This window comes from Halosaccharopolyspora lacisalsi, from assembly GCF_014137975.1.
GTDB lineage: Bacteria > Actinomycetota > Actinomycetes > Mycobacteriales > Pseudonocardiaceae > Halosaccharopolyspora > Halosaccharopolyspora lacisalsi.
Genome location: NZ_JACGWZ010000006.1, coordinates 342,187 through 357,544 on the forward strand (window position 1 = coordinate 342,187; position 15,358 = coordinate 357,544).

The window sequence follows — 15,358 nt, forward strand, 5'->3', positions numbered from 1 at the left end:
CACGGTGCACCGGGATCCCGAGGCCGGTTTCGCCTGGCTCTACGACGGCAACACCTTCTGGACCTACGACGACCCGGTCGAGATCGCCCGCAAGATGGACTACGTCGACCGCACGGGCCTCGGCGGGGCCATGGCGTGGTCCCTGGACGGCGACACTCCGGACGGCGAGCTGATGACCGCCATCGACCGGAACCTGGGTGAGAAATGTTTCCGGGAAGGCCTGCGTAACGAGTCGGGCGGGGAACCTCGGACGCCGCCCGCCCGCGGGCCCGGCCACCACCCCTCACGGAGGCGCCGCGCGCCACTGCGATGTTGGCTCCGGGATCTGACACATCGAGTAGGTACTACGCCCGCCCGTAACCCGGCCACCGCCCCCATGGAGCTGTCCTCGCGAGGCGACGCCTGAGAACCCCCGGCGGATCGACCTGCGTACATGGCTCAAAGCGGCGAAGCCGCTTTGAGGGAGGAAACACAACCACATGCCGAGCCTGGGCTGGTGGCAGCCCGGTAGTCGGCCCCGGGCCGCCCTACCCCGGCGCCCGGGTCGGCGCTCGTCACCGTGGGCGACCGGACGGGCACGGAGGCCTGCACGAGGCGGATCATTCGCCGTACGAAGGCCGTTACTCCGGTGTTCGCACCCGGTCGGATGCTCGTTTCGGCTCTCTCGTGGCAAGCTGGTTCCCGTGGTTTCACGACATAACGGTCTTCGCGGTGCCACGATCGGTGCCGCAGTCCTGGGTTCGGTGTATCGGAGCGTGCGCACTTTCCAGAAAGCGCGTGCCGTTCTTCGCCTCAGCGAGGCGTCCCCCTCCACTATCCTGCCACCGACCGTGACCGTGATCGTTCCCGCTCGGAACGAGGCGGCCGTGATCGACGACTGCTTACACGGCCTTCGCGCGCAGGATTACGGCTCTCGCACGGACGGTGGCGCGGGCGGTGACGAGCCGTCCCTGCGCATCGTCGTCGTCGACGACGGCTCGACTGACCGCACGGGTGAGATCGTGCGCGCCCACGCCGCGGCGGATTCGCGCGTGCAGGTGGTGCGCAGCGAGGGGCCGCCCGCGGGCTGGAGCGGCAAGGTGCACGCCATGCACGTGGGCGTCGAGGCCGCGGGTCCGCCGGAGGCGGGGGAGTGGCTGCTGTTCGTCGACGCCGACACCGTGCTCGGACCGGAGCTGCTCACCCGATTGCTCGCCACCGCGGAAGAGGTCGACGCCGACCTGCTGTCGGCACCGGGCGGTCCCCCCGCGAAACACTCGGCGACGTGGCCGGTGCTCATGCCCGCGGGGTTGCAGATGATCGGCGAGAACGCCGATCCCAACGGGCGCGGCAGCAAGGCGTTCGCCATCGGTCACTGCATCCTGCTGCGCCGTTCGCATTACGACAAGATCGGTGGCTGGAGCTCGCTGGCGGGCAAGCGCAACGAGGACATCGCCATCGCGACGTCGGTGCGCGACCACGGCGGGCTCACCCGCACCGTCAACGCCCAGGAGCAGGTGACCACCAGTGGCATGGACCCGTTCAGCCAGGGGTGGATCTCGTTCCGCAAGAGCTTCGTGGCCGGTACTGAGGGCTCGTTACCGGTGCTGCTCGGTGGGGGACTGGGACACATGGCCATCTCGGTCGCGGCTCCCGCAGCCGTGGCCCTGGGCCTGCGTGAACGCCGTCCTGTGCTTGTCGCCGCCGGGGCGGCGGGTTGGGTCGCGCAGGGCGCCGCTCACGTCCGTACGGCGCGGGTGATGCGGGCCAAGCCGAGCCTGGCGCCGCTGGCGCCGCTGACCAACGCCCTGTTCGGCGGCATCCTGCTCGACGGTGCCCGGCAGGTGCTGCGCCGCACGAATCAGTGGAAGGGCCGTCGCACCGGGTACTGAGGAGTCCGCCGGGTCGTGCGCGATCCCGAGTCGTAGTTGGCGGCCCGCCCGCGTGATCGCGGGCGGGCCGGAGGGTTTGCCGATACCGTGGGTTCTTTCGCCCCGGGTCAGCCGCCGGTGTGCTCGGTCGCCTTCTTGCGCAGTGCGACGGGCGCTCCGGCCAGGTCCTCCTCGTTGCACAACAACTTCAGGTTGTAATAGGGCGCACCCCGACGGTCGTCGTAGTCGAGGTGGACGGCGATGACGTCCACGGGTTCACCCAGCCATTCCTGGGTCTGGCTCAACCAGGTCGCGGAGCGTTGCAATGCGGCCGGGAGATCGTCGTCACGGAACTCGACCGGGCGGTAGGGAACGTCCTGGACTGCGTCCGTGGTGTTCGGAGGCTGGGGAAGATCCACGGAGACGCCGGAGTCGTTGAGTTCGAGTTCGATCGTTTCCTCACTCACCTGTGAAGGGTCTCCCACTGTGGCCGTACGTGCAAGCCTGCTCCCTGCCGCTACTCCGGAAAGTGACGAGACGGACCACTGCGCGTGTGACCAGTGTTACGCGTGGAAAGCGGTCGAGGGTTTCGCGCGACGCCTGCTCGGAGCAGGACGGAGCGGCTCCCCGATCACTGCGGCATGAGGGTGGCGGCGACGGTGGCGCCCAGTTCCCAGCAGGAGTCGAGCGCGGTCGAATCGGTCTGCCCGAGCACGGTCACGGGTTCGGCCACGGCCCGCCACCCCAGACCGGTGGTGATCGTGCCGACCGCCTTGACCGCGCCTTCGGTGCCCTCGTTGCCGTGCACGTACAGTCCGTAGGGCCGTCCCCGCGTGGAGTCCAGGCACGGGTAGTAGATCTGATCGAAGAAGTGCTTCAGCGCCCCGGAGATGTATCCCAGGTTCGCCGGTGTGCCCAGGACGTAGCCGTCGGCCTCCAGCACGTCGGTGGACGTGGCAGACAGCGCCGCCCGGCGCACGACCTCGACACCCTCGATCTCGTCGGTGGTGGCCCCCTCGACGACCTTCTCGAACATCGCCTGCGTTCCCGGCGACGGCGTGTGGTGGACGATCAGCAACCTCGGCATCGGCATCACTCTAGTCGGATCTCTCGGACCTACGACTCGACGAGCGCGGACACGGCACCGCGCAGGTCCTCCAGAAGTTCGCGGGCGCGTCGGCGGGAGGCCGCGAGCTCGGTCCGACTGCCCTGTTCCACGACGTTGTCGACGACCTGGAGGTAGCACTTGAGCTTCGGCTCCGTACCGGACGGACGGACGACCACGCGGACGTCGCCGTGCGGGGTGGGGCCTCGCAGCACCAGGACGTCCGAGTCCGGCAGGAGGTCCTCGGTGGAAACCCGCACCCCCGCCAGCTCTTCCGGGGGCTCGGCGCGCAACCGCCGCATCACCGCCGCGATCACCGACAGATCGATGACGCGCACCGATACCTGACCGGTCTCGTGCACCCCGTGGGCGAGTTCGAGCGAGTCCAGCATCCCGGCGAGATCGCGTCCGGTCTCCTTGCCCCGGCACACCATGTCGCAGGCCAGCACCGCGGCGGAAATACCGTCCTTGTCCCGCACGTGGTCGGGATCCACGCAGTGTCCGAGAGCCTCCTCGTAGGCGTAGACGAGGCCGGTCCCCGCGCCGTCTCCCGCACGCACCAGCCACTTGAACCCGATGAGGGTCTCGTCGTAGTGGACCCGGTGCTCGGCGGCGACGGCCGTGAGCATGGTCGAGGAGACGATCGTGGTGGCCACCAGCGGGTCCGGGTGCCGCTGGTGGTCCGTGGTGGACAGCACGTGCTCGCCGAGCAGGACGCCGGTCTCGTCGCCGCGAAGCATCCGCCAGGTGCCGTCGACGTCGGCCATGCCCAACGCGCAGCGGTCGGCGTCGGGGTCCAGGGCCACGGCCAGGTTCGCGTCGACCTCCGCGGCCAGTTCCAGCAGTGCGTCGGCGGTGCCCGGCTCCTCGGGGTTGGGGAACTCGACGGTGGGGAAGTCGGGGTCGGGCTCGGCCTGGGAAGTCACCAGAAGCACGTCGTCGAAGCCCGCGCGGTTCAGCGCTCGTTCGAGCGGCTTCGCTCCCACGCCGTGCAGCGCGGTCGCCACCACGCGAAGTCGGCGGTCCGCGCTCGTGGGCAGCGCCGAGACGCGGTCGAGGTACTCCTCCAGCGCCGAGCGGTGGAACGACCAGGACTCCGAACGAGGGATCGCGTCGGCGGCGGGCGCCTTGTCGATCAGCGCCTCGATCTCGGTATCGGCCGGGGCCAGCAGTGGCACGCCTCCGCGGAGGTAGACCTTGTACCCGTTGTCCCCGGGAGGATTGTGCGAGGCCGTGATCTGCACTCCCGCCACGGCGTTCAGCGCGCGCGTCGCGTGCGCCAACACCGGCGTGGGCAGTGGTTCGGGCAGGACGCGCACGTCGAAGCCGGCAGCGGTGAGCACGCCCGCCGTGTCCTCGGCGAAGGCCGTCGAACCGTGTCGGGCGTCGCGCCCGACGACGACCACGCCTCCCGAGCGACCTCGTCCGGTCAGCCAGGAAGCCAGCCCCGCCGTCGCCCGGATGACGACCGACCGGTTCATCCCGTTGGGTCCCGCCCGCACGGCTCCGCGCAGCCCAGCCGTGCCGAACGTCAACGTCCCCGACATGCGGTCGTCGAGCTCGGCGACGGCCGAGGTGGATCCGCTCGTCGCCGAAACCAGGACGTCCTGGAGCTCGGCTCGGCTCGCGGGATCGACGTCCTCGGCGATCCACCTGTGGGCGGCGTCCCGGACCCGGGGGTCGAGCGTGTTCGACATGACGCGACTCTAGCCAGTCCCGGTGCGGGCGCGCAGTCAGATTCGTTCGGTCAGCGACCGCAGCAGCTTGCCCATCCTCGTGGCCGAGGCCTGCCCGGCCTCCAGCACCTCCTGGTGGTTCAGCGGCTCCCCGGTGATGCCGGCGGCGAGGTTGGTCACCAGCGACAGGCCGAAGACCTCGGCGCCGTCGGCGCGCGCGGCGATCGCCTCCTGCACGGTGGACATGCCGACGAGGTCGGCGCCGAGGGTGCGCAGCATGCGGATCTCGGCCGGGGTCTCGAAGTGCGGTCCGGGCAGCCCCGCGTACACGCCCTCCTCCAGCGAGGGGTCGATGTCGCGGGCGATCCCGCGCAGCCGTTCCGCGTACAGGTCGGTGAGGTCCACGAAACGGGCACCGACCAGGGGAGAGCGCGTGGTCATGTTCAGGTGGTCGCTGACGAGGACCGGCTGGCCGACCCGCATCCCCGCTCGCAGGCCGCCCGCCGCGTTGGTCAGCAGCACGGCTCGGCAGCCCGCGGCGGTCGCGGTGCGTACCCCGTGCACCACCTTGTCGACCCCGACGTCCTCGTAGAGGTGGGTACGTCCGAGCAGCACGAGGACCCGCTTGTCACCGACCGGGACCGATCGGATCCTGCCGCTGTGCCCGTGCGCCCCAGGAGGTGCGAAGCCGGGTATTTCGGGCATGTCCAGCTCGGTGTCCGGAGTGCCGATCTCCTCGGCCGCCGGTTGCCATCCCGAGCCGAGCACGACGGCGAGGTCGTGGTGGGTGGCACCGGTGAGCTCGGCTAGGGTGGCCGCCGCGGCGCTGGCCGTCGCGGCGGGATCAGGGGTCTCGGGTGTCGAAGACGTCACAGTCGACCAGCTTAGAGCTCGCGCAACTTGGTGATCTTCATGGGCGCCGGGATGGTCGGTTGTCCCAGCGGTGGGTGGTCCAGGCTTTACGGATCAGGGCACGGAGAGTGACGATCGCATCGGCGAGGTCGAAGAACGCGTCGACGACGGTTTTGCGGCGTTCGTAGCAGCGTTGGAGGCGGTTGAAGGCGTTGTGCCAGGCGTTTGTGCGTTCTACATGCCAACGCTGGCTGGCCTGGATTGGTGCTTTGTCTCCTTTGCGGGCGCTCTCGCCGTGCAGGCCGCGGCCGGTCAGCACGTCCCGGGTTTTGCCGGAGTCGTAACCGGAGTCCAGGTGCACGGTGATGTCCGCGGGTAGCGGGCCGAGATCGCCGAGGTGGTCCAGAGTGGGTGCCAGCAGCGGGGAGTCGTGGCGGTTGGCCCCGGCCAGTTCCCGCCCGAGCGGGATTCCGTAGCCCTCGGCCAGCAGGGAGCGCTTCATGCCTTGTTTGCGCCGGTCGACCGGAGAGGGGCCTGCGATCTCGCCGCCGCCAGGGGCTTTGGTGATGCACCCGTCGACGGAGATGTCTTCCAGCAGGAGACCGACGATGCGGTCGTAGGCCTCCAGCACGATCTGTTTGAGCCGGGCGAGGAGACCCAGCTTGATCCATTCGTCGCGGCGGTTGCGGATGGTGCTCGCCGAACAGGTCGTGTCGGCAATGCCCTGGTAGGAACAGCCGAACCGCAGCACTTGCAGCAGCTTGTCGAACACGATCCGGTCTGGGATGCGGCGGCGGTGACAACGCAGCGGATGCCCAGCGGCGAACTCAGGCCGGGCGGGCAGCAGTGCGGCGAATTGGTCCCACAACGGGTCAGTAAGCCATGATGGAACGGCAGGCACGGTCTCTCCGATGATCACGGGGCGTCAGCAACCTCATGATCACCGAGACCGTGCCTGCGTCACCTCCCGGGCCGACTCCGCCACCCAATCTGCGCGAGCTCTTAACCAAGAGATCAGGGGAGCGGGGCGAATCCGCGCAGGGCGCTGCCGAACAGGGAGTGTCCGAAGGCGACATCGGCGTCGGGGACCGTGACTCGCAGGATCCACAGATCCCCCTGGTGCGGCATGAGTCGCATCAGGGAATGACGGCGTGTCGACGGGTCCGACGTGGTCGAGACTCCCCGGATCTCGGTGGTGAAGCTCAACTGCCGGTCCGGCCGTTTCCCCGTGTCGCTCGGCACGGGGTGGTTCGCTCCCAGTCGGAACAGCTTGTCGGAACCTCCGAAGATCTTCGGCAACGTGTTGATGTATCCCTGCGTGGTGTAGCCGTCGGAGTAGTAGCCGTCGAAATGCGCCACGACGAGGTCCGTGCGCCCGTCGGGTGCCACGAAGTGGACGGCCACGCTCTCGGTGGGAGGGCCGGCGCGAACGCTGTGGAACTCGGCCCACTCCACGGGAACGGGCACCGTGAAGTTCCCCTCGCCGCCGTCCGCCGGGTATTTGGCCGTGCTGAAACGCGGAACCAGCCTGGGGAGCTGATCCTGGGATGCCTGCGGGCTCGGTAGTGGGTCGTATCCCAGCAACGCGCGACTGCCCGTGAAGCCCGCGCCGAGCGCCAGCGCGAACACCAGCACGGCGCTCAGGGCCAGCGCGGTCACCGCCCAGGGCGAACGGCGCTTCGGCGGGGGAGGGGTGGGGGTGAACGGCAACGGCCCCGGATCATCGGCCAGCGCCGGGGCCTGCTGCTCCGGCTGGGAAGTCCGCTCTTGTTCGTCATCGGTCCGGTCCGAGTCGGATCCGACCTGTTCGAGCGCACGCACCGTCGGCGTCTCCGGATCGAGCAGCCCCTCGAGAGGATGCGAGCCGGGCTCCGGCAGCGCGTGCTGTATCCGACGTCGCACCTCGTGCAGCTGTAGCCGCTGCTGCGGGTCCTTGACCATGAGGCCGGTGATGACCTCGCCGATCGGTCCGGTGCGGGACGGTAGGGGTACGGGTCCGCGCACGACCGAAGTGACCGTGGCCATCGGGTTGTCGTCGGTGTCGTAGGGCGGACACCCCTCGGAAGCGGCGAACAGGGTCGCGCCGAGCCCCCACAGATCGGCGGCGAAGGTCAGCGTTTCACCCGCGGCCACCTCCGGAGCGATGAAGGCCGGGGTACCCAGCATGATGCCGGTGCGGGTCAGGGTCGGTTCGCCGAGGTTGCGGGAGATCCCGAAGTCGCTGAGCTTGATCCGACCATCCGGACCGAGCAGTACGTTGCCGGGTTTGACGTCGCGGTGGACGATGCGGGCGCGGTGCGCGGCCTCCAGCGCGGCGGCCACGGAGTCGGCGAGCACGGCGAGCTGCTGCTCGTCGAGCGCGCCGCGCTCGTTCACGACGGTGGCCAGGCTCTCGGAGGGCATGAGTTCCATGACGACGAACGGTTCGCCGTCGTCGCGGGCCACGTCGTAGAGAGTGATCACGTTCGGGTGCGAGACCACGGCGATCGCCCGCGCCTCCCGCAGGGTGCGCTCGCGCAGTTCCGCGGCCTCCGCGTCGGGGACGCCGGGTGGCAGCCGCACCGCCTTCACCGCGATCGGTCTGCCCAGCACCACGTCGGTGCCGGCCCAGACGCTGCCCATCGCTCCGCCGCCGAGCCTGCTGTCCAGTCGGTACCGGTCGCTGATCAGCCGGCCCTGTTCGGGGGTGCCCTCGGGGGCGTCCTCTGAGTCGGACACGCCTCCATTGTCCACCGGTGTCAGTCCGTGATCTCCAGTCGGTCACCCGTCCGAAGCACCGAGTTGCTCGTCCATGTGAGCCGACGGAGCCAGTCGGTGTCCATGCGTTCCGTGACGGCCGCGATCCCTGCTTCGAGTCGTATACCGGGGTGGCGCTCGTACAAGGAGCTGCTGCCGATCAGGGCGTTCTCGCGGATTGCCGGGACACCCCGGTTGAGGTGGACGAAGTCGAAGTCGTCGTGGACGTCGGTCAGGTCCTCGAAGTCCGAGCGAGCTTGCAGCAGGTCGAAGTCGGCGTCCTGCTCGGTCATGACGGCGACGTCGAGGTCGCGCGGGTGGTCCTCGCCGCGTCCGACGCTGCCGAAGACCGTGACGACGCGGATGCCGTGGCGTTCGCACAGTTCGGCGAGCTCGCCGGACGCGGCCGCGTCCGGCGAGCGCCGGAGGCCTTCGATCGGAGCACTGGGCAGGACCTCGTTATGGACCGGAGTCCCGACGGCGCGTGAACACCTGAAGTGCTCGTTCCGACCCGGTATGTATTGTAGGCATGTTACACGTCGTGAACCTTCCCACGGTGATCCGTTGTCCTGACTCGATCCCTGTAAGGTGTGACCTGTTTCGCCGCGCCGAAAAACGCGTTCCACCGGCCCCGACTCCGCTCGGAAGGCCGGGGGTACCGATGTGGTGCGTCGGCATTTCGGATAAGTTGGACACCGATCGGACCGGCCAGGGGGACCATCCGGCTCTCGGCGCGCACGGGTCGTTTCCGGCGCGGTGGTGGCGTCGCCGCGGGTGACGAACAATCCCGGTTGTCCGGTGACCCCGTCGCTCGCAGGATCGACAGACCGGTCCGCAGGAGGTGCCCTTGCTCGTTTTGGTGCTCGCGCACCTGCTGGTGGCCGTGGCCCTGCCGTTCGTCGCGGTGCGTGCCATGCGGCTGGCCTTCGCGCTCGCGGCACTGCCACCAGCGGCCGCTCTCGCCTGGACACTCGTCCACATCGGACCGGTGCTGCGTGGGCGGGAGGTGGTCGAAACCCTGGCCTGGGCGCCCCGCATCGATCTGGAGATCGCGTTACGCCTGGACCCGTTGGCACTGGCGATGACGCTGCTGGTCTCCGGCGTCGGTGCCCTCGTACTGCTGTACTCCCGGTACTACTTCGGTCGCGACAGCCCGGACGGCAAGCGCTCGGCGCCGCTGCTGCTGGCCTTCGCCGGGGTGATGCTGGGGTTGGTCCTGGCCGACGACCTGATCACCCTCTACGTCTTCTGGGAACTGACCACGATCTGCTCGTTCCTGCTGGTCGGGCAGGCCGGTATCAGCCGCGAGTCCCGTCGGTCGGCGTTGCAGGCACTGCTGGTGACCACGCTGGGCGGGCTGGTGATGCTGCTCGGCTTCATCGTGCTCGGCGAGTCGGCGGGCACGTACCGGGTCTCCGAACTCGTCGCGAACCCTCCGCGTGGTGCCGGGGTCGGGGTCGCGGCCGTGCTGATCCTGGTCGGCGCGTTCACCAAGTCCGCGCAACTCCCCTTCCACAACTGGTTGCCTGCGGCGATGGTGGCGCCGACGCCGATCAGCGCTTATCTGCACGCGGCGTCGATGGTGAAGGCGGGCGTGTTCCTGGTGGCCCGGCTGACGCCGGTGTTCGTGGGAGTGACGCACTGGTGGGTGCTGACCGCCGTCTTCGGCGTGACGACCATGATCGTCGGTGGATGGCGCGCGCTGCACGAGTACGACCTGAAGAAGCTGCTCGCCTACGGCACGGTCAGCCAGCTGGGCTTTCTGATGGTGTTGCTCGGTACGGGGACCCGCACCGCCGCCGTCGCCGGGGATTCCATGCTGCTCGCGCACGGTCTGTTCAAGGCGGCGCTGTTCCTGGTCGTGGGCATCGTCGACCACCAGGCCGGAACGCGCGACATCCGCGAACTCTCCGGGCTGTGGAAGCGGCTGCCCTGGGTGGCCGCCACCGCCACGGTCGCGGTGGTGTCGATGGCGGGTCTGCCTCCGGCGGTGGGATTCCTGGGCAAGGAGGCCGCGTTCGAGGCCTTCCTGCACGGTGGCCTCGGCAGCACGGTGATCGAAGCCGGGCTGCTGCTCGGCTCGGTGTTCACCGTCGCCTACAGCGCGCGGCTGCTGTGGGGGGCGTTCGCCGACAAGCCCCGGCAGACCACCACCGAAGCGATCGCCGCCGGGGCCGGGCTGGTGCTGCCCGCGGCCGTCCCGGCGGTCGCCGGGATCGTCCTCGGCGTCGCCTACCCGATCACCGACGATCTCAGCAGCGCTTACGCCGACACGTACGGCACGGGCGCCGATCCCTACCACCTGGCGTTATGGCACGGACTCAACCTGCCGCTGCTCTTCTCGGCGATCGCGTTGGCGGGTGGTGTCGCCCTGCACGCCGCACGGGAGCGGGTCACGAACTTGCGCGCTCGGCTGCCCAAGCCGTTCACGGCCCAGCGTGCCTACGAGCGGATCATGGCGCTGCTGGAGCGCACCGCCGTCGGTGTCACCGGCCGGATACAGGTCGGTTCGTTACCGACCTACCTCGGCATCATCCTGATCACGGTGCTCGTGGTTCCGGGCTCGGTCCTGCTGACTCGTGCGAGTCTGCCGGACGCGGTGCCGGTGTGGCACCGGCTGCTGCAGATTCCGTTGGCGGTCGTGATCCTGATCGCCATCGCGGGGGTGGTCCGTGCACGCCGCCGCCTGACGGCCGTGGTGCTGGTCGGCGTGATCGGCTACGGCATCGGCGGGTTGTTCATCGTCGACGGTGGCCCCGACCTGGCGTTGGCGCAGTTCCTGGTCGAGACGTTGACGATGGTGGCGTTCGTGTTCGTGCTGCGGCGGCTGCCCGCCCGGTTCGTCCAGTCGGAACCGGCTCCGGGACTGCGGGTGCCGAAGGTGGTGATCGCCGTCGCCGGTGGCGTGTTCATGGCCGTGGCCGCCCTGCTGTTCAGCTCCGCCCGGCAAGCCCCTCCCACGGCCAGCCGGTACTACATCGCCCACGCGGAGGAGGGCGCGGGCGCGACGAACGTGGTCAACGCGATCATCGTCGACTTCCGTGCCCTGGACACCGTGGGCGAGATCGCGGTACTCGCCGTGGCCGCGACGGGCGTGGCCAGCCTGGTACTGGCCACGCGGTACCAGCGGCGGCGACGACGCGGTCCGGGCAGATCCGGGAGCGCCGCGAAACCCACCGATCGAACCACGGCCGACGACCACGACTCGCGGCGGGAAGAGGCGCGCGAATGACCGAGCGTGATCACCGACCCGAACCGGCCGCGGAGGATTCCGACTCCTGGACCGAGTGGGACGTCCCGGCCGAGAGATGGCTGCTGTCCGGTTACTGCCGTGATCAGCGTGAGCGCACGGTGCTGCTGGAGCTGGCCGCCCGGATCGTGTTCCCCACCGTCATCGTGTTCTCGCTCTACCTGTTGTTCGCCGGGCACGACCACCCCGGTGGCGGGTTCAGCGGCGGGCTGGTCGCCGGTCAGGCGTTCGTGCTGCGCCATCTCGCCGGTGGCCGGTTGGACGACAGCTCGACCCTGTCGATGCGGCCCCCGGTGCTGATCGGTGTCGGGCTGACGATCGCCGTGCTGACCGGCTTCGCCCCCCTGCTGTTCGGCGAGGTGGTGTTGGAAAGCGACATCTACAAGTTCACCTTGCCGGTGCTGGGCCAGATCAAGCTCGTGACCAACCTCTTCCTCGACATCGGCGTGTACCTGCTGCTCCTCGGCGTGGTGCTCGATCTGCTGCGGACGTTGGGCTCCGGGATCGAGGCCAACGCGGCCGCGGCGCGAAGGGAGCAGTCGTGACCACGGTGAACCTGACGATGGCGATCGTGCTCGGGGGCCTGTACTCGGCCGGGTTCTATCTGCTGATGCAGCGGTCGCTGATGCGCATCCTGCTCGGTATCGTGATCATCGGTCACGGTGCCAACCTGATGCTGCAGCTGGCGGGCGGGCCGCCGGGTCGGCCGGCGATGGTCGGCGAAGCCGCGCCCGAGAACATGGCCGACCCGTTTCCGCAGGCGATGGCGTTGACCGCCATCGTCATCACCTTCGCCCTGACGACGTTCCTGCTGGCCCTGGCCTACCGTTCTTGGGTGCTGCTCGGGCACGACGAGGTGCAGGACGACGTCGAGGACCGTCGCATCCGGCGGATGGAGCGAAGGCTCGCCGAGTCCGAGGACGACACGGAATCGGAGGCCACCCAGTGACCCTTCTGGTCGCGCTGCCCATACTGCTGCCCCTGGCCGCCGCGGGCCTGTCGCTGGCGTTCGGTCGCTTCGCCGATGTGCAACGCGTGCTCGGCATGGTGGTGCTCGGGGTGCTCATCGTCGACTCGGCCGTGCTGCTCTACGTCGCCGACACGTTCGGTCCGGTGGTTCTGCAGGTGGGCAACTGGCCCGCTCCGTTCGGGATCACCCTGGTCGCCGACCGCCTGGCCGTGTTGTTGTTGCTGGTCTCGTCGGTGGTGACCTTCGCGGTACTGCTCTACTCGATCGGGCAGCGCATCACCGACTACGGACGAGGGGCCTCCAGCACGACGTTCCACCCGATCTACCTGGTGTTGTGCGCGGGGGTGTCGCTGGCCTACCTCAGCGGTGACCTGTTCAACCTGTTCGTCGCCTTCGAGATCATGCTCTCGTCGTCGTACGTACTGATCAACCGGCGGGCCACGGCCACCCGCATCCGCGCGGGGATGACCTACACGATCGTCAGCCTGACCTCGTCACTGCTGTTCATCACCGTGATCGCCCTGGTCTACGCGGCGACGGGCACGGTCAATCTGGCCGATCTGGCGCAGCGGGTCGCGGAACTGCCGGACGGGTTGCAGACCGCGCTCGGGTTGATCGTGCTCATCGTGTTCGGGGTCAAGTCCGCGATGGTGCCGCTGCACTTCTGGCTGCCGGACAGCTACCCGAACGCGCCCGCGCCGATCACCGCCGTGTTCGCGGGGTTGCTGACCAAGGTCGGCATCTACGCGATGATCCGCACCCAGACGCTGGTGTTCGCGCACAACGAGAGCTGGCGGCTGATGCTGGCGATAGCGCTGATCACCATGATCGTGGGCGCGCTGGGGGCGCTGGCTCAGAACGACATCAACCGGATGCTCTCGTTTCTGCTGGTCAGCCATATCGGGTACATGCTGTTCGGGCTCGGTGTCTACGACACGGCCGGGCTGACCGGTGTCATTCTCTACGTGATCCACCACATCACGGTCCAGGCGACGTTGTTCCTGGTCAGTGGTTTGATCACTCGCCACACCGGGACGGTGGCGCTGAGCCGCATGGGCGGTCTGGCCAAGGCGTCGCCGTTGATCGCGGTCCTGTTCGCGCTGCCCGCGCTGAGCCTGGCGGGCATTCCGCCGTTCTCCGGCTTCGTGGCGAAACTGGCGTTGTTGCAGGCCGGTGTCGAGGCGGGCACGTGGTCGGCCTACGCCGTCACCGGTGGTGCCGTGCTGACCAGTCTGCTCACGCTGTACGCCATGGCCCGGATCTGGACCAGGGTGTTCTGGGGCCGGGTACGGAAACCGGAGGCGGACCCCGATCCGGAGGACGAACTCGTGGTCGGTACCGGTACGACCGCGCGGGCCATGGTCATCTCCACCGGTCTGCTGGTGACGGTGAGCGTGGCCATCGCCGTGGCGGCGGGACCGCTGGCCGAGATCAGCGGCCGTGCGGCGGCCGATCTGATGCGGCACGAGACCTACAGCACGGTGGTGCTCGGAGGTGACCCTTGACCGATCGCGCCGATTCCCGCACCGGCGAGCGCGTGGTGAGCCGTCGCAGGCCGTGGTGGTCGCGTGTGGCGCGCAAACTTCCGCTGCTGCTGTGGTTGACCCTGGTCTGGGGCCTGTTGTGGGGCACTTACGACGCGGGGACCGTGTTCTTCGGGGTTCTGGTCTCGGTGCTGGTGATGTCGGTTTTCCCCGTACCGTCGATCTCCACCGACCTGGCACTGCGTCCACTGCGTGTCGTCGAGCTCGTCGCTTACCTGGCCTGGGACATGGCCAGCTCCACCCTGCGGGTCTCCTGGCAGGCGCTGCGCCACGGGCCGCGCATCAGGGCCGGGATCGTCGAGGTGACGCTGCGGATCGACTCCGATCACCTGATCGCGCTGCTGGCCAACGGACTGTCGCTGGCGCCGGGCAAGTTCGTCCTGCAGATCGACCGGCCGAACCGGATCTGCTACGTCTACACGCTCGGTATGATCACCGATCCCGCCACGATCCGAAGCGAGGTTCTCGCGCTGGAGAGGCGTGTGGTCCGCGCATTCGGCTCCGCGGGGGAGCGGGAGCGGATGACCGAGCTCTCGGACACCGGAAAGGACACGCGATGACCGTCGTTTTCACGATCACGTTCACTCTGCTGTGCGTGGCCGGGCTGCTTACGGTGGTGCGGTTGCTGCGCGGGCGAACCACGCTGGATCGGATCATCGCGCTCGACGTGTTCGTGACCCTCATCGTCGCCGCTACCTGCGTGGGCATGGGGATGCAGCTGGACGGGGCGAACATCGCATTGGCGGCCGCGTTCGCGTTGTTGGTCTTCATCGGCTCGATCAGCGCGGCGCGTCTGGTGGAGAAGAAGGAGCGGTACCGGTGACGTGGACGGACGTGGTCGCGGCGGTGTTCCTGCTCGCCGGTTCGCTTTCCTGCCTGTTCGGGGCGATCGGGATACTGACCTTCCCGGATGTGGTCTCGCGGTTGCAGGCCGCTACCAAGCCGCAGACGTTCGGGCTGATTCTGATCGTCATCGGGGCGGCCCTGCGGATGAACGCGCACTCCGCCTCGGGGCTGTTGCTGGTTGTCCTGTTTCAACTGCTCACCGCTCCTGTGCTGGCTCAGATCGTGGGACGCGCCGCCTATCGCGCCGACAGTATTCGGCGGGACACCCTCGACACCGACGAACTCGCGGACCGTCTCCACCGGGAGCGCTCGTCGGGGTGACTCCGCCGGTCGAAGATCGGTTTCGACGCGGTCGGTCGTCCGGAACGGACCGATTCACGTCATTGTCGGCACCGAATGTGTCGGGACCGTTTCACTGTGTGCTTCACGTGCTGCTCGCCGGTGCCGACCGAGATCGTTGATCGAGTCGCCGCCGTGGAATGACTCACGCCGGGGGAACCACGTGCATGATTCACGTCGAGGGCCTACC

General features: G+C 68.7%; 16 protein-coding genes. 9 read left to right on the plus strand and 7 right to left on the minus strand.

From position 1 onward, the window contains the following. Window positions 1–4: 4 nt before the first annotated feature. Window positions 5–406, plus strand: coding sequence for a glycosyl hydrolase family 18 protein (locus FHX42_RS27520; RefSeq protein ID WP_328796498.1), 402 nt, complete (start codon window positions 5–7; stop codon window positions 404–406). Between the two features lie 424 nt (window positions 407–830). Beyond that, complete coding sequence (locus FHX42_RS20455) at window positions 831–1,871, plus strand: glycosyltransferase (RefSeq protein ID WP_328796500.1); 1,041 nt, start codon at window positions 831–833, stop codon at window positions 1,869–1,871. Between the two features lie 107 nt (window positions 1,872–1,978). On the opposite strand, the gene FHX42_RS20460 is transcribed toward FHX42_RS20455, so the two are convergent. From FHX42_RS20460 to FHX42_RS20490, 7 genes are all read right to left on the minus strand, one after another. After that, complete coding sequence (locus tag FHX42_RS20460; RefSeq protein ID WP_182546034.1) at window positions 1,979–2,317, minus strand: hypothetical protein; 339 nt, start codon at window positions 2,315–2,317, stop codon at window positions 1,979–1,981. A gap of 164 nt (window positions 2,318–2,481) precedes the next feature. Next, the gene (locus FHX42_RS20465; protein WP_182546035.1) at window positions 2,482–2,937 is read right to left on the minus strand and encodes a flavodoxin family protein; all 456 of its coding nucleotides are present in this window, start codon (window positions 2,935–2,937) and stop codon (window positions 2,482–2,484) included. Between the two features lie 29 nt (window positions 2,938–2,966). Further along, complete coding sequence (locus tag FHX42_RS20470; RefSeq protein WP_182546036.1) at window positions 2,967–4,652, minus strand: phospho-sugar mutase; 1,686 nt, start codon at window positions 4,650–4,652, stop codon at window positions 2,967–2,969. A gap of 36 nt (window positions 4,653–4,688) precedes the next feature. Further along, window positions 4,689–5,504 (minus strand): purine-nucleoside phosphorylase, encoded by an 816-nt coding sequence (locus tag FHX42_RS20475; protein ID WP_182546037.1) that lies wholly within the window; start codon window positions 5,502–5,504, stop codon window positions 4,689–4,691. A 37-nt stretch (window positions 5,505–5,541) separates the two neighbouring features. Further along, complete coding sequence (locus FHX42_RS20480) at window positions 5,542–6,384, minus strand: IS5 family transposase (protein ID WP_182546148.1); 843 nt, start codon at window positions 6,382–6,384, stop codon at window positions 5,542–5,544. Between the two features lie 113 nt (window positions 6,385–6,497). Next, window positions 6,498–8,201 carry a serine/threonine-protein kinase gene (locus tag FHX42_RS20485; protein WP_220480606.1) on the minus strand — a complete coding sequence of 568 codons (1,704 nt, stop codon included), beginning with the start codon at window positions 8,199–8,201 and terminating at the stop codon, window positions 6,498–6,500. Between the two features lie 20 nt (window positions 8,202–8,221). Further along, window positions 8,222–9,166 (minus strand): nucleotidyltransferase family protein, encoded by a 945-nt coding sequence (locus tag FHX42_RS20490; RefSeq protein WP_328796504.1) that lies wholly within the window; start codon window positions 9,164–9,166, stop codon window positions 8,222–8,224. On the opposite strand from FHX42_RS20490, the gene mbhE reads away from it, so the two are divergent. Genes mbhE through mnhG form a run of 7 tightly spaced genes read left to right on the plus strand, consistent with a single transcriptional unit; the run spans window position 9,067 to window position 15,150 of the window. Further along, window positions 9,067–11,451, plus strand: coding sequence for a hydrogen gas-evolving membrane-bound hydrogenase subunit E (gene mbhE / locus FHX42_RS20495; protein ID WP_182546040.1), 2,385 nt, complete (start codon window positions 9,067–9,069; stop codon window positions 11,449–11,451). The two genes, FHX42_RS20490 and mbhE, sit on opposite strands and share 100 nt — an antisense overlap. After that, window positions 11,448–12,014 (plus strand): MnhB domain-containing protein, encoded by a 567-nt coding sequence (locus FHX42_RS20500; protein WP_182546041.1) that lies wholly within the window; start codon window positions 11,448–11,450, stop codon window positions 12,012–12,014. The genes mbhE and FHX42_RS20500 overlap by 4 nt, the downstream gene beginning before the upstream one ends. Then, entirely contained in the window at window positions 12,011–12,418 is a 408-nt protein-coding gene (locus FHX42_RS20505; RefSeq protein ID WP_328796507.1) for a Na(+)/H(+) antiporter subunit C, read from the plus strand. The genes FHX42_RS20500 and FHX42_RS20505 overlap by 4 nt, the downstream gene beginning before the upstream one ends. After that, the gene (locus FHX42_RS20510; protein WP_182546042.1) at window positions 12,415–13,944 is read left to right on the plus strand and encodes a Na+/H+ antiporter subunit D; all 1,530 of its coding nucleotides are present in this window, start codon (window positions 12,415–12,417) and stop codon (window positions 13,942–13,944) included. The genes FHX42_RS20505 and FHX42_RS20510 overlap by 4 nt, the downstream gene beginning before the upstream one ends. Beyond that, the gene (locus FHX42_RS20515; protein WP_220480607.1) at window positions 13,941–14,543 is read left to right on the plus strand and encodes a Na+/H+ antiporter subunit E; all 603 of its coding nucleotides are present in this window, start codon (window positions 13,941–13,943) and stop codon (window positions 14,541–14,543) included. Before FHX42_RS20510 ends, FHX42_RS20515 begins: the two co-directional genes overlap by 4 nt. Beyond that, window positions 14,540–14,806, plus strand: coding sequence for a monovalent cation/H+ antiporter complex subunit F (locus FHX42_RS20520; protein ID WP_182546043.1), 267 nt, complete (start codon window positions 14,540–14,542; stop codon window positions 14,804–14,806). The genes FHX42_RS20515 and FHX42_RS20520 overlap by 4 nt, the downstream gene beginning before the upstream one ends. After that, window positions 14,803–15,150, plus strand: a complete 348-nt coding sequence (gene mnhG / locus FHX42_RS20525) for a monovalent cation/H(+) antiporter subunit G (protein WP_182546044.1) — start codon at window positions 14,803–14,805, stop codon at window positions 15,148–15,150. The genes FHX42_RS20520 and mnhG overlap by 4 nt, the downstream gene beginning before the upstream one ends. The last annotated feature ends 208 nt before the right edge of the window (window positions 15,151–15,358 follow it).